We start from the raw sequence: 24,852 nt of genomic DNA on the forward strand, positions 1-24,852 counted from the left end.
GCCGGTCACGGTAGCCGAGCCCGCTCCGCTCAGCCCGTGGTGGCCTGCCGGTCCACCTGCTTTTTCACCGCGGTGATCGCGGTCGCGATGTCGGTGAGCGCCTTCGTGCACGCGCCACCGGGGGAGGGCACGGTGGTGCAGCCCGCACCGCGGAACGCGTTCACTGCCTGGTCGAGCGCGGTGGCCTCGGCATCGAGCGGACGGTCGACGGTCTTACCCGCCTGTGCCCGCTGGTGTACCGAGCCCACCGTGCCGCCGGCCTCCGTGACGTACTTCTCACAGCCGCTCGGCAGCTGCGTCTGCGGGCTGCGATAGCACGCGTCGGCGGAGAGCGCATCGAGCTTGATCGGCAGGGCGTCCGGACCGGGAGTGCCGGGATTGGGGCCCGGCGTCGGACCCGCCTCGTGGCTGCAGCCGGTCAGGACGAGGGCGAGGACGCCAAGGGTGACCAGGGAGCTTCGCGTGCGCACGTCCCTCACGGTAGCCCTCGGCCTGCCTCGGTACGGTGCCGGTATGACCTCGCTCGACCTGCGTGCCGACCCGGCCGATCTCACCGCCGCCCTCGTGGACGTGTTCAGCGTTTCCGGACAGGAGGCCGAGCTGGCGGACGCGGTGCAGGCCGCGCTGACCGAACAGGCGCCGCACCTGGAAGTGGTGCGCAACGGTGACGCGGTGCTCGCCCGCACGAACCTCGGCCGTGGCTCGCGGATCGTGCTGGCCGGGCACCTCGACACGGTGCCGGAGAACCGGAACCTGCCCTCGCGGCGCACCGGCTCCGGCGACGAGGAGGTCCTGCACGGCCTGGGTTCGGTGGACATGAAAGGCGGTGACGCGGTTTTCCTGCACCTGGCCGCCACACTGCCGGAACCCAAGCACGACATCACGTTCGTCTTCTACGACAACGAGGAAGTCGATGCCGAGCGCAATGGCCTCGGCCGGATCGAGCGGGAGCTGCCCGAATGGCTCGCCGGTGACCTCGCCATTGTCGGAGAGCCGTCCAACGGCGTGATCGAAGCCGGCTGCCAGGGCACGCTCCGGGTCGAGGTGCGCACGAGCGGGGCCCGTGCGCACACCGCGCGCGCCTGGATGGGCCAGAACGCCATCCACGCGCTCGCCGCGCCGCTGCGCCGGCTGGCCGAATACGCCCCGCGGGTGGTCGACATCGATGGCCTGACTTACCGCGAAGGCCTTCAGGCCACCGCGATTTCCGGCGGGGTGGCCGGGAACGTGGTGCCGGACGCCGCGGTGCTGACGGTGAACCACCGGTTCGCCCCGGATCGCACTTCGGAGCAGGCGGAAGCGCACGTGCGCGAGGTGTTCGACGGTTTCGACGTGTCCCTTGTGGACCTTTCACCGGCCGCGCGGCCAGGGCTGTCCGCGCCGGCCGCGGCGGAACTGGTGGCCGCAGCAGGCGGCAGGGCCGCGGCGAAACTGGGCTGGACGGACGTCGCCCGCTTCGCCGCACTCGGCATGCCCGCGGTCAACTTCGGCCCTGGCGATCCGACCCTCGCACACACCCGCGAGGAACACGTCCGGACCACGGAGATCCGCCAGGTCGAGGGCGTGCTGCGCAAGCTGCTGCGCTAGGAGCTGTCGAGCACGGTGCACCCCAGCCCTTCGTCGGCACCGGCCAGACGCTGGTGGTACGCGGGGAGTGTGCCGGTGCTCAGCGGCCCTGCAGGGATTTCACGTTGTCGCCGAAGCTCCAGCCCTTCGAGCCGTCCCAGTTGAGCGACCAGGTCATCAGGCCTTTGACCCCCGGCACGCTTTGGCAGGCCTGTGCCACGAGGTCCGGCGACAGGTACCCGCCGCCCGCCCCGTCCTGTGCCGGGAGGCCGGGGACCTGTTTGTCCAGCGGGACTTTCACCGTGGTGCCCTGCACGGTCACGCCCTGGTCGAGGCACTTCGTCTGCACGGTGAAGCCCTCCACGGTGCCCGCCTCGTAGCTGTCCCCGGAGCAGCCGTACATGGAACCGTTGTAGTACTGCATGTTCAGCCACCACAGCCGGCCGTTGTCCACGTACTTCTTGATGATCGGCAGGTACGAGCCCCAGATCGAGCCGTAGTCGACCGTGCCGCCGGTGACGTAGGCGGTCTCCGGCGCCATGGTGAGGCCGAAGTTCGACGGCATCTGTGCGAGCACGCCGTCGATGATGCGCACCAGGTTCGCCTGCGACGTGGAGAGTGTGTTGATGTCACCGCTGCCGGACAGGCCGGTTTCGATGTCGATGTCGATCCCGTCGAAGTTGTACTTCTTGAGGATCGCCACGATGGTGCTCACGAACTTGTCCGCGACCGCGCTGGAGGAGAGGTCGATGCCCGCAGTCGCACCGCCGATCGACATCAGGATGGTGGATCCGGCGGCCTTGGCGGCGCACATCTGCTCCGGGGTGGCGACCTTGACCCCGCTGTCCATCCCGTCCTGCCACAGCACCGTGCCGTCCGAGCCGATCACCGGGAAGGCCGCGTTGAGTACGGTGTAGCCGTGCTGGGCGATCCGGGCGTCGTCGATCGGCACCCAGCCCAGACCGGGGTGCACACCGTTCGCCTCGCCGTCCCAGTTCTCCCAGTAGCCCTGCAGGACCGGACCGGACGGCCGGGACTGCACCGCGCAGGTGTCCGCCTGCGGGGCGGCGCCGGCAGGCGCGATCCCGGTGAGTGGCAGGGCGAGCAGGGCGGCCACCAGCGAGGCGGACCACCACGGGCCCGGCGATTTCCGAGACTTCCGAGCTTTCCGACCGAACATGGCGGCTCCCCGTCTGCGAACGGCGTTCCCCGGTGTTGCGCTGGACGGTAGGCCGCGGCGGTGGCATTGCCTACCTACGTTCGGGTGGTCTAGACAAATTGAAGGGGCCGTCGCGGACCGTGCCGCGACGGCCCCGGGTGGCCGTGGAGTGCTGTGCTGATCAGCCGCAGCCGGGTTCGCCGCTGACCTCGGGCACGCTGATCGCGTTCCACGCCGCCTTCACGGTGTCGTACTCGGTGCAGCTGTCCGGGTAGAGCGCGGTCGCCGCCTCCAGCGTGGCCTTGCGGGCTGCGCTGTGGTCCCAGGAGGACGTCTTGTTCAGCAGGGCGTTGTAGAAGATCTTGCCCGCCTTCTCGATGCCGATGCCGGTCACCTTGCTCTCGTCACAGGTCGGGCTGGCCGGCTTGCCTTCCGGTGCGGAGCCCTCGGCCAGCAAGTAGAACCAGTGGTTCTGCGGTCCGGCCGCGGCGTGCACCTCGGTGCTCGGGATGTCGGCGGAGTAGCAGTTCGGGTCGCCGACCTTCGACGGGTCGTACATGTACCGGATCGGGCCGTCGCCGACCAGGTTCACGCCCTCGCCGACTTCGTAGTCCGGGGTGTCCTTCGGGTTGTTCGCGTACGCCTCGGTCAGCGCGCCGAAGATGTCCCCGGTCGACTCGTTGAGCCCGCCGTTCTCGTTGCCGGTTCCGGCGCCGCCCGGGGTGTTCTGGAAGACTCCGTGGCCGAATTCATGGGCCACCACGTCCATCGAGCTCGCCTGGCGCTGGTTGTCCGACGAATGGCCGAAGTGCGTGGAGTGGCCGTCCCAGTAGGCGTTGGCGTCGTCGAGACCGACCGATGCCGGGAAGCCCTTGCCGTTGCCGTCGATGCCGTCGCGGCCGAGCCAGTCCTTCAGCATCTTCCACTCGCTTTGCACGCTGTAGAGCGCGTCGACGCAGGCGGTCTCCAGGCTGGTGCCGGAACCGTCGCCCCATTTGTCGTCGGGGCCGCTGAAGACCTCGCCGTTTTCCTCGCCGCAACTGATGCCGTCGCGGCCGGGGTCGGTCATCGAGTACGTGCCGCCGTCGCTGGTGGTGTCGATGTCGACGTCGCCGACGTAGTAGCTGTTCCCGGTGCCGGCAACGGTTTTCGCCGACGAGGGTTGCGCCGCGGAACCGGTCGGGGCGTCCGCCTTCACGTCGTCGCGCTGGGTCAGCACGGTGCCGTCGGCAGCGTCCACGAACACGTGCAGATTGCTCGGTGTGCTCGCGGTGCGACCGGCGACCACCACCTCGTAGGCCAGCTTCGGCTCGGCGCCGGCGAGCACGACCAGTGCCGGCTTGGCCACACTGTCCACAGTGGGCAGTTGGCTGCGGGCGACGGCTGCCGCTCGGTCCTCGTCGACGGTCGGCTTGGTGCCAACGGTGATTGCCGCGGTGTCGGCGGCCGTGGTGCTCCGGACCTGACCGGTGCCGTCGCTGGCGACCACCGCATCCCCGCCGACCACGCGCAGGCCGTGGTAGCTGCGCTGGTAGGCGTTGTAGTAGAGCCCGCCGTCGCCTGCGGTGGTGCCGATCCGCCGGAACGCCTCGTCCGCGCCCTTCTTCAGCGCGGCCAGGCCGGTGGCGGCCACGTGGTCGGCGGCCGCGGTGGCGACGGCCAGCGGATCGGCCGGGGGCGGGGCGGGTGCCGCGATCGCAGGGCTCACCGGCAGGGCGAGCAGGGACAAGGCCAGACCGGCAGCAGCAAGACCGGTGGTGAGCCCGGATTTGGACGTCATCGAAGTCCTTTCGGGTGCACGAAATGGGGACGGGAGTGTGCTGCGCGGGGTGATCAAGTCCGCGGACACTGTGAGTAAAGGGAGGGTCACCTTGCCGGTCAATGCTCCGAACGGCTCAACGCGACCGCCCGCGCAGCTGGCCGGAACCCGGAAAACCCATGCGTATCAGCGAATTTCTCCGCGATGCCCGGATCGGCCGACTTTCGTAGGGAATCGACCGGAACCGGCCGTTCGTAGGGGAACCGGTGGTCCGGACCGAGCTTCACTTCCGAGTCACCGACTGGTCACGCTGTGGTGCCGACGCGCGCCGCCCGGTGCTCACCCCTGCCCGTAGGATTGGCTGGTGAGCGAACAGTCTGAGTTTCCCGACGGTCAGTACCCGGAGCGTCCGGTGGAGCGGCACAAGGGCCCGGTGGTGCTCCGGCGCGACCGGCGTGAGCAGGGCAGCACCACCGACCAGCGGCTGCTCGACTCGCGTGGGCCGAGCGACTGGGTGCACACCGACCCGTGGCGCGTGCTGCGCATCCAGGCCGAGTTCGTGGAGGGGTTCGGCGCGCTGGCGGAGGTGCCCCGCGCGGTCACCGTGTTCGGGTCCGCGCGCACGAAGCGGGACAATCCGGAGTACGAACTGGGCCGCAACCTGGGCGGTGCGCTCGCCGCGGCCGGGTTCGCGGTGATGACCGGCGGCGGTCCGGGCGCGATGGAGGCGGTCAACCGCGGTGCGGCCGAGGCGGGCGGCTTCTCCGTCGGGCTCGGCATCGAGCTGCCGTTCGAACAGGGCCTGAACCCGTGGGTCGACCTCGGCGTGAACTTCCGCTACTTCTTCGCCCGCAAGACCATGTTCGTCAAGTATTCGCAGGCCTTCATCTGCCTTCCCGGCGGGTTCGGCACGCTGGACGAGCTGTTCGAGGCGCTCACCCTGGTGCAGACGAAGAAGGTCACGAAGTTCCCGGTGGTGCTCTTCGGTACCGAGTACTGGGGCGGGCTCTACGACTGGATCGCCAAATCGCTGCTGGAGGGCGGCAAGATCGGCGAGAAGGACCTCGAACTGCTGCACCTCACCGACGACATCGACGACGCGGTGCGTGTGGTGGAAGACTCCTACCAGGCATGGGAGGACTCGCACTGATGCGGATCTGCGTGTTCTGCGGCTCGTCCACCGGGTTCTCCCCGGAATACGCCGAAGCCGCGGCGGGAGTGGGCAAACTGCTGGCACAGCGCGGCATCGGCCTGGTGTACGGCGGCGCGAGTGTGGGCACCATGGGCGTGGTGGCCGACGCGGCGCTCGCCGCGGGCGGCGAAGTGCTCGGCGTGATCCCGGAAGTGCTCTCGACAGTGGAGATCGCGCACGGCGGCCTCACCGAGTTGCACGTGGTCCCCGACATGCACCAGCGCAAGGCGAAGATGGCCGCGCTGTCCGATGCGTTCCTCGCGCTGCCGGGCGGCGCGGGCACGCTGGAGGAGCTGTTCGAGGTGTGGACGTGGGCGCAGCTCGGCCTGCACACGAAACCGATCGGGCTGCTCGACGTCGGCGGGTACTACGCGCAGCTGGTCGCGTTCGCCGACCACATGGTTCGCGAAGGCTTTCTGCGCGAGGACACCCGAGGCCTGCTGACCGTGGAGTCCGACGCGGCGAAACTGGTGGACGCACTGGCCGCGCAGTGATCAGCGCTGCACCTTGAACCTCAGGTGCAGCACGCCTTCGCCCGGCACGACCACGTGCGGGCCGGCCAGCAGGTGCTGCCCCTCGACACTGCCGAAGTAGCGCTTGCCCGAGCCGAAGACCACGGGCACCACGTCCATCGCCACTTCGTCGACGAGCCCGGCCGCGAAGACCTGGCCGCCCACTTCGCCGGCGTTCACCGCGACGGTGCGTTCCCCGGCGAGCTCCCGGGCCCGGTCGAGCGCAGCGGCCACGCCGTCGACGAAGTGGTACGACGCCTCCGGGTGCCAGCCCGCGGGTCGGGGCCGGTGCGACACCACGACCACATGGTCCCCGGCCGGCGGCTGTCCCTCCCAGCCGTTGACCAGGTCGAACAACCTCCGGCCCAGGACGATCGCGCCGATCGATTCCCACATCTGCCGGACGTACCCTGCCGACGCACCGGACACCCGGAAGTCGTTTCCGGTGCCGGAATGGTCGTAGTGCGGATCCTCGCGGGGCGGGGTGATCGGGGTGTCCCCGGCGAAATACCACTCGTGGAGCGGTCCGACGTCGTCGTTCGCATCGGCGATGAAGCCGTCCACCGACACCACGCTGTGCAGGATGACCGGGCCCACGGTTGCTCCTCGGGTCAGGCGGACTTCTCGTCCGGCCGCTTGTGGTAAGTGTCCACGTATTCCTGGCCGGACAGTTCGAGGATCGCGTACATGATTTCGTCGGTGACCGAGCGGCGGATCACCGGTGCGGAATCCTGGCCCTCGTAACGGGAGAAGTCCAGCGGGGTGCCGAAGCGGACCTGGATCTTGGCGGGCCGGGGGATCCGGGCGCCGTTCGGCTGCAGGCCCTCGGTGCCGGACAGGGCGACCGGGACCACCTTGGCGCCGGTGGACAGGGCGAGTGCGGCCACGCCGGTGTGGCCGCGGTGCAGCCTGCCGTCGAGGGAACGGGTGCCCTCCGGGTAGATCGCGAACACACCACCGCCCTGCAGCACCTTGCGGCCCGCCTCCAGTGCGGCGAGCCCCGCCTGTGCGTTGCCGCGTTCGACCGGGACGTAGCCGAGCGCGTCGAGTGACTTCGCGATGAACCGGCCCTTGATGCCCTTGCCGGTGAAGTACTCCGCCTTGCCGAGGAAACGCACCTTTCGCGGGGTGCTGAAGGTGATCACACCGGTGTCCAGCGCCGCCCGGTGGTTGGCCGCGAGCAGGACCGGCCCGTGTTCCGGCACGTTCTCCACCCCGACGACCCGCGGCCGGTAGAGCGCACGGACGAGCGGGCCGAGCACGAAGCGGACGAGCAGGGACAGCAAGGATTCTCCCTCCGATGGACCGGGCACCGCCTCCAGCATGGCACGATCGGTGCCATGAGCTGGTTCGAACGTCGCACCTGGCAGGAGCCGGGGTGGTGCACCGCGGACATCCTGGCGGCCAAGCGCGGCCGCACGGTGTCGGTGGTGCTGCCGGCGTTGAACGAGGAGCAGACCGTCGCCGCGGTCGTCGGGTCGGTGCGCCCGCTGCTCGGCGGGGTGGTCGACGAACTGGTGGTCGTCGACTCCGGCTCCACCGACCGGACGGCTGCCGCCGCGGCCGCCGCGGGAGCACGGGTGGTGCAGCGCGAGGATGTGCTGCCGGAGCTGGCGCCACGGCCGGGCAAGGGCGAGGTGCTGTGGCGTTCGCTTGCCGCGACCACCGGGGACCTGCTGGTGTTCCTCGACTCCGACCTCGTCGACCCGGATCCGGCGTTCGTGCCGTCGCTGCTCGGGCCGCTGCTCACCGAATCCGGCGTGCACCTGGTCAAAGGCTTCTATCGCCGCCCGCTGCGGCTGGAGAGCACCGGCGGCGGCCGGGTGACCGAACTGCTGGCCCGCCCGGTGCTGTCCGCGTTGCGCCCGTCGCTGGACGGGCTGGTGCAGCCACTCGGTGGCGAATACGCAGGCACCAGGGAGTTCCTCGAAACCGTGCCGTTCGCCGGCGGGTACGGCGTGGAGATCGGCCTGCTGCTCGACGCCGAGGCCCGGTACGGGCTGGACGGGCTCGCGCAGGTCAACCTCGGCGTGCGCAAGCACCGCAACCGGTCGCTGCTGCAGCTGGGGGTGATGGCCAGGCAGATCCTCGGTACCGCGCTGGCCCGGTCCGGGGTGCCGTCCGCGGAAGCGGCCCGGTTCACGCAGTTCGTGCAGGTTTCCGGCGAGTGGCTGCCGGATGTGACCGAAGTACCGGTACTCGACCGCCCGCCGATGCGGGACGTGCTCGCCGCCCGGCCCCGCACCTGAGCCATACCCGAACCGTTCTGGAGCGTCGCTCACGGCGAGCCCGCCGGCCGGCGGCGTTCGACCAGCAGGGAATTCTTTGGCTGCTGCGGTCATGGCGGCCCGGTCGTCGAAGAATCCTGCGCGGTTCGCGGGGCGCTGGGCTTGCCGGAGCCGTCGACGGCGGTGTTGGGTACTCGGCCCGTGCTGCGCTCCCGGTACTCCCCTCCGATTGCCGACCGTGACGTCCGGTTGCGGACGGGCCGGTCGACTCACCGTTGCCTGCACTGCACGACGCCCGCCGCTGCGGTGTGTCACGATCGTGCGGTGACGACCGCGCTGATCTACCTCGTAGTCGTGCTGCTGGTGGCTGCCGTCGTGTTCCTGTTGGCCGCGGTGGTGTTCGGGCGGGGGGAGGAACTCGCTCCGCTGCCGCCCGGCAGCTCGCCCACCCGGCTGCCCGCCGAGGACATCACTGGGGACGACCTGCGCAAGGTGCGCTTCCAGCTGGTGCTGCGTGGGTACAAGATGTCCGAAGTGGACTGGGTACTGCGCAGGCTCGGCAGCGAAGTGGACGAACTGCGCGCACAGGTGGCCCGGCTGGAGGCGGCGCGGTCCGAAGGCGCGCACCGGGGGCCTGCGGGTGAGTGACCTGGTCCTGTCGGTCGACGTCGCGGCGCCGGCGGGCACCACCTGGCTTGCGCTCACCGACTGGGCCCGGCAGGGCGAGTGGATGCTCGGCACGTCGGTGCGGGTGGCCGACGGCAACGGGCGCAGCGTGGGTTCCAAGCTCGCGGCGTTCACCGGGATCGCCGGTGTCGGCTTCACCGACACGATGGAGATCACCGTGTGGGAGCCGCCGGTGCGGTGCACTGTGCGCCACCTCGGCCGGCTCGTGCGCGGTACCGGTACGTTCCAGATCGTGGCGAAGGACGCGGCTCGCTGCACGTTCGTATGGGCGGAGCACCTGGCGTTGCCGTTCGGGGTGCTCGGCCGGGCCGGCTGGCCGGTGGTGCGTCCGGCTTTCGCGCTCGGCGTGCGACAGTCGCTGCGGCAGTTCGCCCGGTTCGCGGAGAACTATTCGATGGGGGACCACTGATGACCGGCCTGCTCGGCGAAGACGGAGTGGCGCGCTGCCCGTGGGGCAACTCCGCGCCGGACTACGCGGCCTACCACGACGAGGAGTGGGGCGTCCCGCTGCACGGCGAGCCGGAGCTGTACGAGCGGTTGTGTCTCGAGTCGTTCCAGTCCGGTCTGTCCTGGATCACCATCCTGCGCAAACGCGAGAACTTCCGGAAGGCGTTCCGCGGATTCGCCCCGGCGAAGGTGGCCCGCTTCGGCGAGACCGACGTGGCGCGGCTGATGCAGGACGCGTCGATCGTGCGCAACCGGGCGAAGATCGAGGCGGCGATCACCAACGCCCGCGCCATCGCCGAGCTGGACCGTCCGCTGGACGAACTGCTGTGGTCGTTCGCGCCGAAGAAGCACCGGCGCCCGCGCACGATCTCCGACGTGCCCGCGGTGACCGACGAGTCGAAGGCGATGGCGAAGGACCTGAAGAAGCGCGGCTTCGCCTTCCTCGGCCCGACCACCTGCTACGCGCTCATGCAGGCGACCGGCATGGTCGACGACCACGTGCGGGGCTGCTTCCGGGCCCCGTGAGCGCCCGGGGTGTCCAGGCGCTCACGAGGGCGGCTCACTTGCCCTGGAAGTTCGGCTTGCGCTTGCCGACGAAGGCTTCCACCGCTTCGGCGTGGTCGGCGGTTCCGCCAAGCGCGGTCTGCGCGGCGTCCTCCGCGTCGAGCGCTCCGTCCAGAGAGGACTGCGCGGCGACGTTCAGCACATGCTTGATCTTCGAGTACGCCACAGTCGGGCCCGCGGCCAGCTTCGCGGCCAGCGTCTGGACGTAGGCGGTCAGCTCCTCGTCCGGAACGACGTCGCCGACGATCCCGATGCGCAGCGCCTCCGCGGCGTCCACCTTGCGTCCCAGCAGCATCAGCTCGGCCGCGCGGCCGTAGCCGATCAGCCGCTGCAACGTCCACGAGGCACCCGAATCCGGCCCGAGACCGACGTTCGCGAACGCCATCAGGAACGACGACGACTCGGCGGCCACCCGCAGGTCGCACGCGTAGGCCAGCGCCGCACCCGCCCCGGCCGCGGTGCCGTTGACGGCCGCGATCACCGGCTTCGCCATCCCGGTGATCTCCCGGATCATCGGGTTGTAGTGCTCGCTGACCGTGTGCAGCGGGGCCGGGTCCTTCGCCTGCAGCAGGCCCACGTGCTCCTTCAAGTCCTGCCCCGCGCAGAACGCCTTGCCTGTGCCGGTGAGCACGACCGCACGCACGTCCGCGTCTTCGGCGGCCGCGCGCAGTGCGGCGAGCAGCTGCTCCTTGAGTTCGACCGTCAGCGAGTTGTACGCCTCCGGCCGGTTCAGGGTCAGCGTGCGCACGCCGTCGGCGTCTTCGGTCAGCAGTGCGTCGGATGTGGTCACTGGTGCTCCTCTGCGGGCGGTAACTCGGTCTGCCGCCGAGTCTTCCACCCTCGCCGGGCGGCATACCAGCACCGATGGCAGGCGCAAATGATCGGTCCGCGTTCGCGCCCGCCCGCTGATGAGGGACAATGGGGTCCTGGACCCGGCTGGCATGGGAGTGCGCGACCCGGGCGCGCCGGTTGAGACGGAGGGAGCACGCTATGGCGGCCATGAAGCCCCGGACCGGAGATGGTCCCCTCGAAGTGACCAAGGAGGGGCGGGGCCTCGTGATGCGGGTGCCACTGGAGGGTGGCGGCCGGTTGGTCGTCGAACTCTCCGCTGAGGAAGCGAAGGACCTCGGTGTTGCGTTGCAGGAGGTCACTGGCTGAATCCGGCTGCACTCCCCGTCCACCTCTCGCACCCCGGTCTCCCCTTGGAGGCCGGGGTCGCGGTTCATCGGTACCCGAAGGTAGCTCGCTGTGCGTAACTCACTACCACCCGTCCCCACGAAACTGCCCGAGATCGAGGTCGTCGCCGTGGCACGCCGCGGGATCCCGCGAGCGGTGCTGGCTGCCACTCCCGCCGAGGGGGAAGAAGCGGCATACGGCACTAGCGGGCGCACCGGTGACGTACGCGAGCTCTCGAACGACAGTGACCGCGACGCGCCGCGTTGGGTCGCGGGCATCGGGGACGCGGCGCCGAAGGACTTTCGCCGTGCTGGTGCGGCGTTGGCACGGTCCTTGCGCGACGCAGCAGCGGAGAGTCCGATCCGGACAGTGCAGGTGTCGCTGCCCGAGGAGGTCACCGTCGCGCAGGTCGGTGAGCTGGCGACCGGGCTGTCGCTCGGCGGGTACCGCTTCGCCGTGACCACGAGTGAGCCCAAGCCATCGGTGCCGGCCGTGCGGCTGATCGCAGGGGACGACAGCGCGGCGTACGCAGAGGCGGTGTCGCGGGCGCGCACACTCGCCGCGGCCGCAGCGCTGACCCGTGATCTTGCGAACACCCCGTCGAACGTGAAGAACCCGGCGTGGCTGGCGAACACCGCCGCGAAGGTGCTCGGTGCTGCGGTGCAGGTGACCGTGCGCGACGAGAAGTGGCTGGCGGAGAAGGGGTTCGGCGGTGTGCTGGCGGTCGGCGGCGGGTCCGCTTCCGCGCCTCGGCTGATCGAGCTCGAGTACCGCCCGCGTGGCGCGGCGAAGCATCTGCTGCTCGTGGGCAAGGGCATCACGTTCGACACCGGCGGCCTGTCCTTGAAGCCGAACGACGGCATGCACCTGATGCGCACCGACATGGCCGGCGGCGCGGCCGTGCTCGCCGCGGTCCGCGCGATCGCTGCGCTCGCCTTGCCGGTGCGGGTGACCGCCCTGGTCCCGGCGGCGGAGAACCACGTGTCCGGCGGTTCGTACCGGCCGGGCGACATCGTGGCGCACTACGGCGGCCGCACCACCGAGGTCGGCAACACCGACGCGGAAGGCCGGATGGTGATGGCCGATGCGCTGGCCTACGGCATCGAACGCTTCCGGCCGGACCTGGTGGTCGACGTGGCCACCCTGACCGGTGCGATGAAGGTCGCGCTCGGCCTGCGTACCGGCGGTGTCTTCGCGACCGAAGACGCGCTTGCCGAACGCGTCGTCGAGGCCGGCGCACGGGCAGGCGAGGCGTGGTGGCGGATGCCGCTGGTGGAGGACTACGCGAGCGGCGTCGAAGGTTCGCTCGGGGACGTCCGCCAGGCTCCGGGCGGTCCCGGCGGCATCATGGCCGCACTGTTCCTGCGTGAGTTCACTGCGGATCTGCCGTGGGCGCATCTGGACATCGCGGGTCCGGCTCGGGCGGACAAGACCTACGACGACGTGGTTCCCGGTGCGTCCGGGTTTGCGGCGCGGACTCTGGTGGAGCTGGCTGCTTCGTATGCCGGTTGATCTTTCGCGGGTAGGCCGTCACGACGTGGTCGCGGAAGCTGCGCACGGCGGGCGGTAGCGGTTCGCCGGCGCGCCAGGCCAATCCGATGGTGCGGCTGACCGGCGGGGTGAGTGCGACTTCGGCCACCCCCGCCGGGGCCCCCGGCTCGAACAACGGCAGCAAGGCCACGCCCAGCCCGGCCGCGACCAGCCCGCGGACGGTGTCCGACTCCTGGCCCTCGAAGGCGACCTTCGGCGCGAAACCGGCGGCCGCGCACAGATCGTCGGTGATGCGGCGGAGTCCGTATCCCGGTTCGAGCAGCACGAACGGTTCGTCCGCCAGCTCTGCCACCTGCACGCCACGACGACCGGCAAGCCGGTGGCCGGCCGGCACCGAAAGCAGGATCGGCTGTTCGTCGAGCACCGTCGACTCCAGCTGCGGTCCTTCCGGGACCGGGGCGAGCAGCGCCAGGTCCAGCTCGCCCGCGGTGAGCCTGTCCAGCATGTCCTGGCGGGAACCCTGGACGAGGGTGAACCGGGCGCCGGGGACCCGCTCGCGGTAGTCGCGCAGCAGCTCCGGCACCAGCGCCCGGCCGAGCAGATGCAGGAAGCCGAGCACGACACGTCCGCTGGACGGCTCGATCTCTTCGCGGGCCAGCCGGGCGCCGCCCTCGACCGCGGTCAGTGCCCGTTCGGCGGCCTCGGCGAGCAGTTCGGCCGCACGGGTCAGCCGCACGCCCCTGCCGTCCGGCACGGTCAGCGGGGCGCCGAGCGAACGGCCCAGCGCGGCCAGCCGCCTGCTGATCGTGGGCTGCGGCACACCCAGCAGCTCGGCTGTGCGGGTGACATTCCCGGTATCCCGCAGGGTCGCGAGCAGCAGCAGATGCGGGGCGAGCTGCGAAGTCAGGTCCTCCCGCTGCTTCTCATGCACCATCGTATGGATTATCCCCGACGTTCGTATTGGACGCATTGATTAGCGAGGCTTACTTTCGCCATCGTGCGCTCTCCCGTCAGCCCGGCCCGCCGTGTCAAGGTCGCCGTGGCCGCTGCCGGATTCACCTCGTTCGCCCTGCTCTACGCTCCGCAGCCAGTGCTGCCGCAGCTCGCCCAGCAGTACCATCTCGACCCCGGCGGTGCTTCGCTCGCGGTGAGCGTGGCGACCGGCGCGCTCGCGATCGGCGTACTGCCCATCGCGGCACTGTCCGAAGTGGTCGGACGACGGCCGGTGATCCTCGCGTCGGTGGTGGTTTCCACCGTGCTCGGCCTGCTGTTGCCGCTCATGCCGGACTACTCGCTGCTGCTCGTGCTGCGGGCGATCCAGGGCGTCGCGATCGCCGGGTTCCCCGGGGTGGCCACCGCGTACCTGGTCGAACGGCTCGGCAAGACCGGCGTCGCCGCCGCGGTCGGGGCGATGATCGCGGGCAACTCCATCGGCGGTATGACCGGACGGCTGGCCACCGGCTTCACTGCAGGTCCGCTCGGCTGGCGTGGCGCGTTGTACGTGGTCGCCGGGATCTCGCTGGTCTGCGCCGTGGTGACGGTGGTCTCGCTGCCGCCGTCCACCCGTCAGCCGGGGGAGGAGCGGCAACGGGTGCGCGCCGTCGCGGCCGGTCTGCTCGCGGCGGTCAGCCGTCCGGTGCTGCTCGCGCAGTACGCGGTCGCGTTGCTGGGAATGGGTTCGTTCGTCGCGCTCTACAACGCTGCGGGCTTCCGGCTGACCGGCGCTCCGCTGAATCTCACGCCCGCCATTGCGTCCCTCGTGTTCCTCGCGTACGCACTCGGGTCGGTCTCCTCGGCCACCGCGGGCAGGCTCGCTGCCAGGGTCGGCCGGCGTCGCGCGCTCTTCGGCGCGCTGCTGGCGATGGCGATCGGCGGGGCGCTGACGATCCCCGATTCACTGCCGTTGATCGTGGTCGGTTTCGTGGTGCTGACTGCCGCGTTCTTCGCCGCGCACGCAATCGCGAACAGCTGGGCCGCCGCCGATGCTCCGGAGAACGCACGCGGCCAGGTCGGCGGCCTCTACACACTGATGTACTACCTCGGCAGCAGCATCGGCGGTGCGGTCGGCAGCGTCGTGTACGGCCAGGCGGGCTGGGGCTGGCTGATCGGCGCCGTGGTGATCTGGCTGGCACTGGCCGCGGTGGCGGTCGGGGCAGGCGCGACCGCACGTGCCGGACGCCGGGTCCCGGTCCATTCCTGAGCGCCGGGCCGGGCTTGCGGTGCTAAACCGCCGGGGCGGCCGGGTACTGGGGCCGTGGTTCTGAAGCGCCGGGGCGACCGGGTACTGGGCCCGTGGTTCTGAAGCGCCGGGCGACCGACGGTTTCGGCGCGTCGACTCGGCCCGCGGTGCTGAAACGGCGGCGGACGGCTGGTCGCGGCCGCGCCGGGGTCAGCCCGCGGCCGCGACCAGCAGTCCGCCGCCCACCGGCAGCAGCGCGGGGACCAGCCGTTCGTCCTCGCGGATGGCCCGTGCCACCTCGCGCAGGGCGAGCGTTTCCGGATCCCGCCGTGCCGGGTCGGCCACCCGGCCGCCGGCCAGCACGTTGTGGAACGCGATGATCCCGCCGCGGCGCAGCAGTGCCACGCCCTGGTCGTAGTAGCTGGGGAACTCGATCCGTGCGGCGTCGACGAACACCAGATCGTAGCCACCGGGGGTGAGCCGGGGGAGCACGTCGAGCGCACGGCCGACGATCAGCCGCATCCGCCCCGGCGGGTACCCGGCCTCGACGAACGTCCTGCGGGCAGCGCGCTGGTGCTCCGGTTCGACGTCGATCGAGGTCAGCACGCCGTCCGCGGCCATCCCGCGCAGCAGGTACAGGCCGCTCACACCGGAACCGGTGCCGACCTCCACCACCGCACGCGCGCCGAGCGTCGCGGCGAGGAACCGCAGCGTGGCACCCGCGCCGGGCGCCAGCGGGGCACAGCCGAGCTCGGCCGCACGTTCCCGCGCCGCGGCCAGTACGTCGTCGTCGGGCAGATACCCGTCGACGTACTCGGCGCCGACCGGATCAGCCTCCGACGCCGCATGCGTCCCGGAACTCACGCGCGAAGGTTAGCGCTGGTTGTCGACAAAACCGCGAAGGCTCCCTGGTAAGCCCTTCGAAAGAACTTCTCAGGCTGCTCTCAGTCGCGTCTCACTAGAACCACAAGAAGACCGGACAGACTGGTTCTCGACCGCGCGGGAACACCGCGTGCCCGATCGACGTTGGCGAAAGCAGAAGAGGAGTTACGCAGATGGAGGTGCCTGCTCCCCCGATGCAGAACGCCGACTTGCCGGAGGCTCAGCCGGTGACCGTTGACGAACGCGAGGCCGCCTGGACGCCGCCGTCGTGGGACGAGGTCGTGCGTGAGCACGCCGACCGCGTCTACCGGCTGGCCTACCGACTCACCGGCAACGCGCACGACGCCGAGGACCTCACGCAGGAGACGTTCATCCGGGTCTTCCGCTCGCTCGCGTCCTACAAGCCGGGCACTTTCGAGGGCTGGCTGCACCGGATCACCACGAACCTGTTCCTCGACATGGCCCGCCGCCGTCAGCGCGTGCGGATGGAGGGGCTGCCCGAGGACACCGACCGGATCGTCGGCGACGACCCGAGCCCGGAGCAGCACTACAGCGACACCCACCTCGACCCGGACCTGCAGGCCGCGCTCGACGAGCTGCCGCCGGAGTTCCGTGCCGCCGTCGTGCTGTGCGACGTCGAAGGCCTGTCGTACGAGGAGATCGGCGCCACGCTGGGGGTCAAGCTCGGCACCGTGCGCAGCCGGATCCACCGTGGCCGTTCCGCACTGCGGGCGTCTCTCGAGCGCCGTCGCGCGCAACGGGACGAATCTGCGAAGGTGTCGGTATGACCGTCTGGGGTCTCCGCGAATCTCATCTGCTGCCCGACGTGGTGGTCGCCTTCGTCGACGGGGAACTGTCGGCCGGCGCGCGCGAGCGGGCCGCAGCGCACCTCGCGTGCTGTCCCGGCTGTGTGGCCGAGGTGAGCGCACAGCGGCAGGCCGGCGCGGCCGTGAAGGGTGCGGGCGCGCCAACGATGTCAGCCGGCTTCCTCGCCAGTCTCCGCTCCATCCCGGAGCACACCGATCTGCCCGGCTCACCGGACAACCTCGCGGTGACCCAGGACGGCCAGCTCGTTGCCATCCAGCGGCCGGACCGGGTCGCCGGATTGCGGGACACTGGAGTGCTCGGCGGCGCCTCGCCACTGGGCCGGACCGCGCCGCTGGGGCAGTCGGCGAACGTCCTCGGCGGCGGCCGCTTCACCCTCAGCCGCAAGCGAGCGGCGCAGGGCGCGGGAGTAGTCGTCTCGGGACTGGTGCTGAGCGCGCTGGCCCTGGTCGGCACGGCCGCGGACAGCGGCGACGGCAGCACCGACCCCGCCCCGTCCCCCCAGCCGAACGCGAACCTGCTCCCAGCCCAGATGGGCGTACCCCGGTCCGGGCAGGCACCGACAGCGTCGCCACCCCCGTCGAGCTCGACCCCCACGGTGCGCCCAGTGGACGACCGAGTGCAGCCGATCCCGGCCCGCTGAGCCCGCGGACCGGTGGGTGTGGCGCCGTCGGCCGAGACTGGTCTCGCCCGTTTCCAGGTCGCCGAGCATGCCGGCCGACCGCTGAACCCGGTATCCACGTGTTGGCCCTGCGCGCGGATCACCGGCTCGGGTTGCCGCGGTCGGGTCTGAGCCCGGATCGCCGGCGCGGGTAGCTGCGCGTTGCCGAGCCCGGCTCCAGGACGGAGAGTCGCCGAAGCCGAAGCCGAAGCCGAAGCCGAAGCCGAAGCCGAAGCCGAAGCCGAAGCCGAAGCCGAAGCCGAAGCCGAAGCCGAAGCCGAAGCCGAAGCCGAAGCCGAAGCCGAAGCCCACAGCCGCTGACCGGGGCGGTTCGGGGCCGCCGTCGTGGCCCCCGGGGTCGGGTCCGGCTACCGCTGTCCGGGACCGGCTGCTGGGCCGGTGGGGCAGGCAACAGCCACTTCACCGTCCGGTGGGCACACTCGGGTACCGACGCTTGGGTATCGTCGACGCCCAGCCACTGATCGCAGCCCCCGGGGAATGATGACCGACCAGTCGAACGCGAATCCTGCCCAGTCCGGCGCCGCAGGGGCGGACCGGCTGGCGCCGCGGCCGCTCGAGCGGCCAGCGGTCGATCCCGCGCAGACCGCGGTCTTCGGACGGCCCCGTGGGGTCGAGGGGGCGTTCGACAAGCTCTACACCCCGCCGCCGAACGGCAACGGCACCAGCGGGCTCGAGCTGGCCCCGCCGACGCCCGAATCGCTGGCCGAGGCGTTCCGCCGGCCGCCGGGGGCCGAGGACGTCGTGTTGCAGCGGCCGTTGGAGGCCACCGGGGAATCGCCCGCTGCCGAGGAACCGCTGTGGACCGGCCGGCACGATCCGTGGCGCGACCCGGCCTCCGGTGCGGTGCTCGCCGGTCCAGCGGTACCGGCGGAGGACGCCGAGGCCGATTCCGCGGACCGTCCCGGCGGGGCGCTGCTGAGCGTGCCCGAGGTGCTCTTCGGGCGAAGGGTGAAGCCGCGGGCGCTCGCGTTGCTCGGCGTGGTCGCGCTGCTCGTCGGCGCGATCGGCGGGCTGGCCGCGTGGTGGATCGCCGACACCGGGTCCGAACTCACCGGCAGCGCCACCATTTCCGAGGCCGAAGCCGCCAAGGAACGTCCGCCCGGCTCGCTCGCGGACATCGCACGGCGCGTGTCGCCCGCCGTGGTGTCGCTCGAGGTGATGAAGCCGGGCGGGGACTCCGGTGAACAGGGCTCCGGTGTGGTCATCGACCCGCAGGGCTACATCCTCACCAACGAGCACGTGGTCTCCACCGCGGTCGCCGACTCCGGCGTGAAGATCACCGCGATCTTCAACGACGGCACCCGCACCGAGGCGAAGGTCGTCGGTGCGGACCAGAAGACCGACCTCGCGGTGGTGAAGGTCACCGTGACCAACCCGGCGGTGATGCAGATCGGCAAATCGTCCGATCTGCAGGTCGGGGATTCGGTGATCGCCGTCGGCTCGCCGCTCGCCCTGCAGAACTCGATCACCTCCGGGATCATCAGCGCGCTCGAGCGGCCGGTCACCACCAGCGGTGAAAACGGTGCACCCCCGGTCACCTACTCGGCCATCCAGACCGACGCGGCGATCAACCACGGCAACTCGGGCGGCGCACTGGTGGATTCGACCGGCGCGCTCGTCGGCATCAACTCCGCGATCCGGTCCTCCAGCGCGGACGGCGGCAGCATCGGCATCGGCTTCGCCATCCCGAGCGACTACGCGCTGAAGATCGCGAAGGAGCTCATCCGCAGCGGCAAGGTCACGCACGCGGACATCGGGATCAACGCGGCCAGCGTGGCGGGCTCGTCGAGCATGGGCGCGCAGGTGCAGAACGTCGCGCCCGGCGGCCCGGCTGCCGGGGCCGGGATCAAGGAGGGCGACGTGATCACGAAGGTCGGTGACCGGATGGTGCGCGACTCCGCCGAACTGACCGTCGCAGTGCGCGACCACAACCCCGGCGAGGTGGTCCCGGTGCAGCTGGCCCGCGACGGTGCCCTGCTCGTCGTGGACGTGACCCTCGGATCCGACTGAGCCAACCGGAACGGCTGGGGCCACCGGAGCGACTGCGCCAACCGGAGCGGCTGGGGCGGGCCGACCGGAGCGACTGGGGCCACCGGAACCGCCGAGGCCACCGGAACCGCCGAGGCCACCGGAACCGCCGAGGCCACCGGAACCGCCGAGGCCACCGGAACCGCCGAGGCCACCGGAACTTCGTCTGCCGGACGACCATCGGGCCTGCCGGAACCCGGGCGGGCCCGAGTAGTCTGAGCGGGGCAGCACCGAGCGGAGGTTCACGGGTGTTCGACAGTATCGGCTGGGGCGAGATTCTCGTCCTCATCGTCGCCGGTCTCTTCATCCTCGGCCCGGAACGGCTGCCGGAGGCGGCGTCCTGGATGGCCAAGAGCGTCCGCAAGGTTCGCGAGTTCGCCACCGGCGCCCGCGAGCAGCTGCGCGAGGAGATGGGTCCGGAGTTCGACCAGCTGCGCAAGCCGCTGGAGGACCTGCGCGGCCTGCGCAACTTCGATCCGAAACGGGTCGTCACCCAGCACCTGTTCGACGGTGACGCGGATCCACTCGGCCTGAGCTCGATCAACGGGACCACCCCGGCGAACGGCTCGAACGGGACCAACGGTTCCAACGGGACCAAGCCGCACAGCACCGTCGCGCAGCCGGAGCCGTTGAAGCCCGGCGAGCGCCCGCCGGTCGACCCGGACGCGACCTGACACCCCCGCGGACCGAGACACAACCGGCCGCGCCAGCGGGACCGGATGCGGTCGGGCACTCCGGCGGGACTCGGACACGATCGGATCCGCCGATCCGCCGGACCCGGCACGAGGCACCGGCGGCGTCGGCGGGTCGTGCGACCTGACACACCGGCGGGTCGGGATGCGACCGGACGCTGCCGTCCGGGGTGCTGCGGCGGGCCTGACCAGGCTGGGTAGCCTCGGGGGCACAAGCTCACCGACCCTGGAGGTTCCTGACATGTCCCGTCGTGCGGCTGCGCTGGCCGGAACGATCGCGGCGGCCGCTCTCGCGGTTGCCGGGTGCAATGCCGACGACGAGCCGACCACCAAGGCGCCCGCTCCCTTCACCTCGGTACCCGCGCCCGCCGCGCCCTCGTCCGCACCTGCGTCGAGTGCACCGGCGAACGGCAGTGCCTCCGGGGAGCAGGCGAACGTCAAGCGTGGCGCGGAGGCAGGCGAGCCCGGCGTGGACGTGCTGGTCACTGTCGACTACCGCGGTGGCAAGGTGACCCCGCCCGCCGGAGTGGTGGACGTGCAGGTCGGTGAGCACGTCAAGATCACCGTGCGTTCCGATACGGCGCAGAACATCGACGTGCAGGGCCAGCCGGACGAATCCGCCGACGTGGCCCCGGACGAGCCGGAGGACGTCGACTGGACGGTGGCCAAACCGGGCGACACCCGCGTCACGCTGCGCGAGTCGGGTGCACTCCTGACGACCCTGCACGCCTCCTGACGAGACCGGTCAGCGGCCGGCGGGGCTGACGTTCAGCATCATCCCCGCCAGGCCGCGGGCGCGGACGGAGAGCTGTTTCGCCGCGTCCCTGAGCACCTGTGACGCCGGTGCATCCGGTTCGGACAGCACCAGCGGGGTGCCCTCGTCGCCCTGTTCACGCAACCGCGGGTCGAGCGGCACCTGGCCGAGCAGCGGCACGTTCGAGCCGACCGACTTCGACAGCGAATCGGCCACGGTCTGTCCGCCGCCCGCGCCGAACACCTCGATCCGCTCGCCTTCGGGTGTTTCGAGCCACGACATGTTCTCGATCACGCCGGCCACCCGCTGCCGGGTCTGCATTGCGATCGCGCCCGCGCGCTCGGCCACCTCGGCCGCCGCCTGCTGCGGGGTGGTGACGACCAGGATCTCCGCGTTCGGGATCAGCTGCGCCACCGAGATCGCGATGTCGCCGGTGCCCGGCGGCAGGTCGAGCAGCAGGATGTCGAGGTCTCCCCAGAACACGTCGGCCAGGAACTGCTGCAACGCGCGGTGCAGCATCGGGCCGCGCCACACCACCGGCGCATTGCCCGGGGTGAACATGCCGATCGAGATCACCTTCACGCCGTGCGCCTGCGGCGGCATGATCATCTTCTCGACCTTGGTCGGCTTCTCCCGCGCGCCCAGCATGCGCGGGATCGAGTGGCCGTAGATGTCCGCGTCCACCACACCGACGGACAGACCGCGCTCGGCCATCGCGACGGCCAGGTTCACCGTGACCGACGATTTGCCGACGCCGCCCTTGCCCGAGGCCACGCAGTACACCCGGGTCATCGAACCCGGCTGCGCGAACGGGATCACCGGTTCCTCCGCGTTGCCCCGCAGCGATTTGCGCAGTTCGGTGCGCTGCTCGTCGCTCATCACGTCCAGCTCCACCCGGACGCCGGCCACGCCGGACACCTTCTCCACGGCCTTGGTGGTGTCCTCGGTCAGCGTCGCCTTGAGCGGACAGCCAGCCACCGTGAGGTAGATGCCGACGGTGACCACCCCGTCGTCGCCGACCACCACGTCCTTGACCATGCCGAGGTCGGTGATCGGCTTTTTGATCTCCGGGTCGTACACGTCCTTCAGCGCGCTGCGGACGTCGTCGACGCTGGGGAGTTGCTGTGTACCAGTCACGCAACCCATCGTACGTACCGGTAGGACGCGGACGTTTCACACCTGCTTCGGCTTGCGCGGTTTCGCCTCCACGGCGAGGTCCTCACGCAGCCGGTCCAGCTCACTGCGGAGGTAGTCGCGGGTGGCGACCTCGCCGACCGCCAGCCGCAGCGCCGCCAGCTCCCGCGCCAGGTACTCGGTGTCGGCCTTGGTCTGCGCGGCCCTGGTGCGGTCCTCCTCGAGCGAAACGCGGTCCCGGTCGTCCTGCCGGTTCTGCGCGAGCAGGATCAGCGGTGCGGCGTACGCGGCCTGGGTGGAGAAGGCCAGGTTGAGCAGGATGAACGGGTACGGGTCCCAGCGCAGTGACACCGCGGCCAGGTTGGCCGCGATCCAGACGATCACGATCAGCGTCTGCCAGAACAGGTACTTGCCGGTGCCGAGGAACCGGGCGACTCGTTCGGTGAACCTGCCGAAGGTGTCCGGGTCGATGTTCAGCCGCAGGCGGGCCTGGCTGCGCGGCTGGTCGAGCCTGCGCCCCGAGGAGAGTTCAGGCACGGTCGGCCTCCTGGATTTCGGGGTGGTCGGTGACGTCGTGCAGCCCGGTTTCGCGCCAGTCGTCCGGCAGCAGGTGGTCGAGGACGTCGTCCACGGTGACCGCGCCGAGCAGATGGTCCTCGGCATCCACCACCGGGCCGCAGGCGAGGTTGTACGCGGCGAAGTAGCGGGCGACCTCGGGCAGCGGTGCCTCCGGACGCAGTGCGGCGAGGTCGGTGTCCACCGCGGACGCGACGAGTTCGGCAGGCGGTTCGCGCAGCAGCCGCTGGAAGTGCACCACGCCGACGAACCGGCCGGTGGGCGTCGCGCTCGGCGGACGGCACACGAACACCATGCTGGCCAGCGCGGCGGGCAGCTCCGCGTTGCGGATGTGGGCCAGTGCCTCGGCGATGGTGGAGTCCGGGGTGAGCACCACCGGCTCCGGGGTCATCAACCCGCCCGCGGTGTCCGACGAGTACGCCAGCAACCGCTTGACCGGTGCCGATTCCTCCGGCTCCATCAGTTCCAGCAGCCGGTTCTGCTCGGCGGGGGCGAGTTCGGCCAGCAGGTCGGCGGCGTCGTCCGGGTTCATCGCCTCGAGCACGTCCGCGGCACGTTCCTCCGGCAGATAGCCGAGCAGCTCCTTCTGGTCGTCCTCCGGCAGTTCCTCGATCATGTCCGCGAGCCGTTCGTCGTCCATCGCGTCGGCCACCTCGTGGCGGCGCTTGAGCGGCAGGTCGCGCACGGTGGCCGCGACGTCCACCGCCCGCATGGTGTCGAACAGCATCAGCAGCTGCCCGGCGCCTTGCGGCTGCGCGGAAAGGTCGGTCAGGCCCAGCCCGGCCACCTCGTGCCACGGCAGCACCTGCATCGCGCTGCGGCGACGGCCGAGCACCAGCCGGGTGGACCGTTCGCGCACGGCGAGCTTCGCCAGCACCCAGTCCCTGGTGCGGGTGGGTTCCATTGCGGCGTCGACGATGGTGACCCTGGTCCCGCTTTCGGACAGCTGCGCATGCGCGTCGAGCAGCTGTCCGCACACCAGGACCTCGTTGGGGCGCTGGGTGAAATGCCGCATGTTCACCGAACCGGTGGCAAGTGTGACGGCGTTCGGTTCGATCGAGGTGACCCGCAGCATCGGCACGAACACCCGGCGCCGGGTGGCCAGCTCGACCACCAGTCCGAGCACCCGCGGGGGCTGCTGGTCCAGTCGTAGGCCGGCGACCACGTCGCGGACCTTGCCGATCGACTCGCCGTCGGGACCGAACACCGGCAGACCCGCCAGCTGAGCTGCGAAAACCCGGTTTGTACCCGCCATGACGCCGACACTATCGGCTGGCGCGCGGCAGCGCTCGGGACGCTTGCCCGGTCAGCAGCGCATCGCCCGGCAGGTCGGCGCGGCCGGCTGCGCCGGGGTCAGGACCGCATCGCCCAGCGGGTCAGCGCGGGCAGTTGCGCTGCAGACGGGTCCTCGTCGCCGAGGTCGCCGGTGCTGCGCGGGCCGGCCGCGAACCACAACCGGTTCTGCACCGCGCGCACCAGCGTCCAGGCGCGCGCCCGGTCTGCGTCGAGTCCGCTCGCGGCGAGTTTGTCGTCCAATGAGGACTCGGAGAACCTGTTCCACAGCAGGGAAAACGCACCGTACTCCAGATCGCCGGCAATCGGCTTCGGGTCGATCACCAGCCACGGTTGCCGTTGTCCGGCCAGCACGTTCTCGTAGTGCAGGTCCTCGTTGGCCAGCGCGGTCCCGGATTCCGGGCCGAGGTCGCGACACACCTCGAGTGCCGCGTCCAGTTCGCGGCGGGGCAGGGGCCGGTCCAGTTCGTGCCACGACCGGGGCAGCTCCGACCGCAGCCGTTCCGCTGCACCGGCCACGGAGCGGGTCAGCGCCCCGGGTGCGGGCACCGCGAGCCGCCGGGCCAGCTCGCTCAGCACCGCTACCGCGGGCAGCAGCGGTTCGGCGTGCAGCGTGCGGGAATCGTCCAATCGTTCCAGCAGCAGCACCCCGTCCGCGGGTGCGGATTCCAGCAGCAGCACCGCACCTTGACCGGCCCATGTGGACAGTGCGAGCGGCTCGTCGCGGGATTCCTCGTGCGGCCAGCCGAGTTTGAGCACCACGCGTCGGCCGTCGGCGCGGCGCGCCGGCTGCACGACGGCGACGAACCCGTAGCGGGCGGTGTCCTCGAACCGCAGGTCCCATTCGCGGGCGTAGCGCTCGGCGAGCCTGGGCAATCCGGCCAGCCACGGCCCGGCACCGGGGCCGAGCACCCGGGGTGCGCGGGCGGCGAAGGCGGGCGGGATCCGTAGTGGGGGCACGTTTTCATCCTGCTCGTGCGGACAACCCGTTTCCCCGGTTGCGGTGCGCGCGTACAGTGGGACGAC

27 protein-coding genes and 1 pseudogene are annotated in these 24,852 nt (G+C 70.9%); 16 read left to right on the forward strand and 12 right to left on the reverse strand.

Features of this window, described 5'->3' with window-relative positions:
- Window positions 1-29: 29 nt before the first annotated feature.
- Window positions 30-470: a hypothetical protein gene (locus ABD793_RS12290; RefSeq protein ID WP_344858874.1), complete on the reverse strand. Its 441-nt coding sequence runs from the start codon at window positions 468-470 to the stop codon at window positions 30-32.
- A gap of 43 nt (window positions 471-513) precedes the next feature.
- Here ABD793_RS12290 and dapE point away from each other — a divergent pair, with 43 nt between their 5' ends.
- Entirely contained in the window at window positions 514-1,587 is a 1,074-nt protein-coding gene (gene dapE, locus ABD793_RS12295; protein ID WP_344858877.1) for a succinyl-diaminopimelate desuccinylase, read from the forward strand.
- 79 nt (window positions 1,588-1,666) lie between these two features.
- Here the strand turns inward: dapE and ABD793_RS12300 are convergent, their stop codons facing one another.
- Window positions 1,667-2,746 (reverse strand): chitinase, encoded by a 1,080-nt coding sequence (locus tag ABD793_RS12300; protein ID WP_425548687.1) that lies wholly within the window; start codon window positions 2,744-2,746, stop codon window positions 1,667-1,669.
- Window positions 2,747-2,906: 160 nt separating this feature from the next.
- Window positions 2,907-4,505, reverse strand: a complete 1,599-nt coding sequence (locus ABD793_RS12305) for a M4 family metallopeptidase (RefSeq protein ID WP_344858879.1) — start codon at window positions 4,503-4,505, stop codon at window positions 2,907-2,909.
- A 343-nt stretch (window positions 4,506-4,848) separates the two neighbouring features.
- Here ABD793_RS12305 and ABD793_RS12310 point away from each other — a divergent pair, with 343 nt between their 5' ends.
- Both ABD793_RS12310 and ABD793_RS12315 read left to right on the forward strand, forming a co-directional pair.
- The gene (locus ABD793_RS12310) at window positions 4,849-5,634 is read left to right on the forward strand and encodes an LOG family protein (RefSeq protein ID WP_344858881.1); all 786 of its coding nucleotides are present in this window, start codon (window positions 4,849-4,851) and stop codon (window positions 5,632-5,634) included.
- Window positions 5,616-6,170 carry an LOG family protein gene (locus ABD793_RS12315; RefSeq protein ID WP_344858883.1) on the forward strand — a complete coding sequence of 185 codons (555 nt, stop codon included), beginning with the start codon at window positions 5,616-5,618 and terminating at the stop codon, window positions 6,168-6,170. Before ABD793_RS12310 ends, ABD793_RS12315 begins: the two co-directional genes overlap by 19 nt.
- Here ABD793_RS12315 and ABD793_RS12320 read toward each other — a convergent pair whose 3' ends face one another.
- Entirely contained in the window at window positions 6,171-6,785 is a 615-nt protein-coding gene (locus ABD793_RS12320; RefSeq protein WP_344858885.1) for a dihydrofolate reductase family protein, read from the reverse strand.
- Between the two features lie 14 nt (window positions 6,786-6,799).
- On the reverse strand, window positions 6,800-7,474 hold the full coding sequence (locus ABD793_RS12325) for a lysophospholipid acyltransferase family protein (RefSeq protein WP_344859232.1): 675 nt from the start codon (window positions 7,472-7,474) through the stop codon (window positions 6,800-6,802).
- Between the two features lie 54 nt (window positions 7,475-7,528).
- Here ABD793_RS12325 and ABD793_RS12330 point away from each other — a divergent pair, with 54 nt between their 5' ends.
- From ABD793_RS12330 to ABD793_RS12345, 4 genes are all read left to right on the forward strand, one after another.
- Window positions 7,529-8,437: a glucosyl-3-phosphoglycerate synthase gene (locus ABD793_RS12330; protein ID WP_344858887.1), complete on the forward strand. Its 909-nt coding sequence runs from the start codon at window positions 7,529-7,531 to the stop codon at window positions 8,435-8,437.
- A 303-nt stretch (window positions 8,438-8,740) separates the two neighbouring features.
- Complete coding sequence (locus tag ABD793_RS12335; protein WP_344858889.1) at window positions 8,741-9,064, forward strand: DivIVA domain-containing protein; 324 nt, start codon at window positions 8,741-8,743, stop codon at window positions 9,062-9,064.
- Entirely contained in the window at window positions 9,057-9,512 is a 456-nt protein-coding gene (locus ABD793_RS12340) for an SRPBCC family protein (RefSeq protein ID WP_344858891.1), read from the forward strand. Before ABD793_RS12335 ends, ABD793_RS12340 begins: the two co-directional genes overlap by 8 nt.
- Window positions 9,512-10,075: a DNA-3-methyladenine glycosylase I gene (locus ABD793_RS12345; RefSeq protein WP_344858893.1), complete on the forward strand. Its 564-nt coding sequence runs from the start codon at window positions 9,512-9,514 to the stop codon at window positions 10,073-10,075. The genes ABD793_RS12340 and ABD793_RS12345 overlap by 1 nt, the downstream gene beginning before the upstream one ends.
- 34 nt (window positions 10,076-10,109) lie before the next feature.
- Here ABD793_RS12345 and ABD793_RS12350 read toward each other — a convergent pair whose 3' ends face one another.
- Window positions 10,110-10,904, reverse strand: coding sequence for an enoyl-CoA hydratase-related protein (locus tag ABD793_RS12350; RefSeq protein WP_344858895.1), 795 nt, complete (start codon window positions 10,902-10,904; stop codon window positions 10,110-10,112).
- A gap of 200 nt (window positions 10,905-11,104) precedes the next feature.
- Here ABD793_RS12350 and ABD793_RS12355 point away from each other — a divergent pair, with 200 nt between their 5' ends.
- Together ABD793_RS12355 and ABD793_RS12360 are read left to right on the forward strand one after the other, a co-directional pair.
- Window positions 11,105-11,272 carry a DUF3117 domain-containing protein gene (locus ABD793_RS12355; protein WP_091294302.1) on the forward strand — a complete coding sequence of 56 codons (168 nt, stop codon included), beginning with the start codon at window positions 11,105-11,107 and terminating at the stop codon, window positions 11,270-11,272.
- A gap of 90 nt (window positions 11,273-11,362) precedes the next feature.
- Complete coding sequence (locus ABD793_RS12360) at window positions 11,363-12,802, forward strand: leucyl aminopeptidase family protein (RefSeq protein ID WP_344858897.1); 1,440 nt, start codon at window positions 11,363-11,365, stop codon at window positions 12,800-12,802.
- A 19-nt stretch (window positions 12,803-12,821) separates the two neighbouring features.
- Here ABD793_RS12360 and ABD793_RS12365 read toward each other — a convergent pair.
- Window positions 12,822-13,715, reverse strand: a pseudogene (locus ABD793_RS12365) (LysR family transcriptional regulator); the annotation flags it as partial.
- Window positions 13,716-13,778: 63 nt separating this feature from the next.
- On the opposite strand from ABD793_RS12365, the gene ABD793_RS12370 reads away from it, so the two are divergent.
- Window positions 13,779-14,981 (forward strand): MFS transporter, encoded by a 1,203-nt coding sequence (locus ABD793_RS12370; protein WP_344858900.1) that lies wholly within the window; start codon window positions 13,779-13,781, stop codon window positions 14,979-14,981.
- A 189-nt stretch (window positions 14,982-15,170) separates the two neighbouring features.
- Here the strand turns inward: ABD793_RS12370 and ABD793_RS12375 are convergent, their stop codons facing one another.
- Entirely contained in the window at window positions 15,171-15,824 is a 654-nt protein-coding gene (locus ABD793_RS12375; protein ID WP_344858902.1) for an O-methyltransferase, read from the reverse strand.
- 191 nt (window positions 15,825-16,015) lie between these two features.
- Here ABD793_RS12375 and sigE point away from each other — a divergent pair, with 191 nt between their 5' ends.
- The 6 genes from sigE (at window position 16,016) to ABD793_RS12405 (ending at window position 20,805) form a co-directional block, all read left to right on the forward strand.
- The gene (gene sigE, locus ABD793_RS12380) at window positions 16,016-16,630 is read left to right on the forward strand and encodes an RNA polymerase sigma factor SigE (RefSeq protein WP_344858904.1); all 615 of its coding nucleotides are present in this window, start codon (window positions 16,016-16,018) and stop codon (window positions 16,628-16,630) included.
- Window positions 16,627-17,310 carry an anti-sigma factor family protein gene (locus ABD793_RS12385; RefSeq protein ID WP_344858906.1) on the forward strand — a complete coding sequence of 228 codons (684 nt, stop codon included), beginning with the start codon at window positions 16,627-16,629 and terminating at the stop codon, window positions 17,308-17,310. The genes sigE and ABD793_RS12385 overlap by 4 nt, the downstream gene beginning before the upstream one ends.
- Window positions 17,311-17,490: 180 nt before the next feature.
- Window positions 17,491-17,649 carry a hypothetical protein gene (locus tag ABD793_RS12390; protein WP_344858908.1) on the forward strand — a complete coding sequence of 53 codons (159 nt, stop codon included), beginning with the start codon at window positions 17,491-17,493 and terminating at the stop codon, window positions 17,647-17,649.
- A gap of 180 nt (window positions 17,650-17,829) precedes the next feature.
- Window positions 17,830-19,359: a S1C family serine protease gene (locus ABD793_RS12395; RefSeq protein WP_344858910.1), complete on the forward strand. Its 1,530-nt coding sequence runs from the start codon at window positions 17,830-17,832 to the stop codon at window positions 19,357-19,359.
- Window positions 19,360-19,625: 266 nt separating this feature from the next.
- Window positions 19,626-20,051 (forward strand): Sec-independent protein translocase protein TatB, encoded by a 426-nt coding sequence (gene tatB, locus ABD793_RS12400; protein WP_344858912.1) that lies wholly within the window; start codon window positions 19,626-19,628, stop codon window positions 20,049-20,051.
- A gap of 259 nt (window positions 20,052-20,310) precedes the next feature.
- Window positions 20,311-20,805 (forward strand): hypothetical protein, encoded by a 495-nt coding sequence (locus ABD793_RS12405; protein ID WP_344858914.1) that lies wholly within the window; start codon window positions 20,311-20,313, stop codon window positions 20,803-20,805.
- Between the two features lie 9 nt (window positions 20,806-20,814).
- Here the strand turns inward: ABD793_RS12405 and ABD793_RS12410 are convergent, their stop codons facing one another.
- The 4 genes from ABD793_RS12410 to ABD793_RS12425 all read right to left on the reverse strand — a co-directional run bounded on the left by ABD793_RS12410 (window position 20,815) and on the right by ABD793_RS12425 (window position 24,786).
- Window positions 20,815-21,960: an Mrp/NBP35 family ATP-binding protein gene (locus tag ABD793_RS12410; protein ID WP_344858916.1), complete on the reverse strand. Its 1,146-nt coding sequence runs from the start codon at window positions 21,958-21,960 to the stop codon at window positions 20,815-20,817.
- 36 nt (window positions 21,961-21,996) lie between these two features.
- A complete protein-coding gene (locus tag ABD793_RS12415; RefSeq protein ID WP_344858918.1) occupies window positions 21,997-22,494 on the reverse strand; it encodes a DUF1003 domain-containing protein in 498 nt (165 codons plus the stop codon).
- Window positions 22,487-23,788 carry a magnesium transporter MgtE N-terminal domain-containing protein gene (locus tag ABD793_RS12420; RefSeq protein ID WP_344858920.1) on the reverse strand — a complete coding sequence of 434 codons (1,302 nt, stop codon included), beginning with the start codon at window positions 23,786-23,788 and terminating at the stop codon, window positions 22,487-22,489. The genes ABD793_RS12415 and ABD793_RS12420 overlap by 8 nt, the downstream gene beginning before the upstream one ends.
- 98 nt (window positions 23,789-23,886) lie before the next feature.
- On the reverse strand, window positions 23,887-24,786 hold the full coding sequence (locus ABD793_RS12425) for an aminoglycoside phosphotransferase family protein (RefSeq protein WP_344858922.1): 900 nt from the start codon (window positions 24,784-24,786) through the stop codon (window positions 23,887-23,889).
- Between the last annotated feature and the right edge of the window lie 66 nt (window positions 24,787-24,852).

Source organism: Amycolatopsis ultiminotia (assembly GCF_039536925.1).
Classification (GTDB): domain Bacteria; phylum Actinomycetota; class Actinomycetes; order Mycobacteriales; family Pseudonocardiaceae; genus Amycolatopsis; species Amycolatopsis ultiminotia.

Excerpts from the sequence above, each read along its gene's own strand:
- sigE (WP_344858904.1), top strand. The coding sequence starts at position 16,016 with ATGGAGGTGCCTGCTCCCCCGATGCAGAACGCCGACTTGCCGGAGGCT.
- ABD793_RS12385 (WP_344858906.1), top strand. The coding sequence starts at position 16,627 with ATGACCGTCTGGGGTCTCCGCGAATCTCATCTGCTGCCCGACGTGGTG.
- ABD793_RS12330 (WP_344858887.1), top strand. The coding sequence starts at position 7,529 with ATGAGCTGGTTCGAACGTCGCACCTGGCAGGAGCCGGGGTGGTGCACC.
- ABD793_RS12345 (WP_344858893.1), top strand. The coding sequence starts at position 9,512 with ATGACCGGCCTGCTCGGCGAAGACGGAGTGGCGCGCTGCCCGTGGGGC.
- ABD793_RS12405 (WP_344858914.1), top strand. The coding sequence starts at position 20,311 with ATGTCCCGTCGTGCGGCTGCGCTGGCCGGAACGATCGCGGCGGCCGCT.
- ABD793_RS12315 (WP_344858883.1), top strand. The coding sequence starts at position 5,616 with ATGGGAGGACTCGCACTGATGCGGATCTGCGTGTTCTGCGGCTCGTCC.
- ABD793_RS12305 (WP_344858879.1), bottom strand. The coding sequence starts at position 4,505 with ATGACGTCCAAATCCGGGCTCACCACCGGTCTTGCTGCTGCCGGTCTG.
- ABD793_RS12420 (WP_344858920.1), bottom strand. The coding sequence starts at position 23,788 with ATGGCGGGTACAAACCGGGTTTTCGCAGCTCAGCTGGCGGGTCTGCCG.
- ABD793_RS12355 (WP_091294302.1), top strand. The coding sequence starts at position 11,105 with ATGGCGGCCATGAAGCCCCGGACCGGAGATGGTCCCCTCGAAGTGACC.
- ABD793_RS12395 (WP_344858910.1), top strand. The coding sequence starts at position 17,830 with ATGACCGACCAGTCGAACGCGAATCCTGCCCAGTCCGGCGCCGCAGGG.
- ABD793_RS12300 (WP_425548687.1), bottom strand. The coding sequence starts at position 2,746 with ATGTTCGGTCGGAAAGCTCGGAAGTCTCGGAAATCGCCGGGCCCGTGG.
- dapE (WP_344858877.1), top strand. The coding sequence starts at position 514 with ATGACCTCGCTCGACCTGCGTGCCGACCCGGCCGATCTCACCGCCGCC.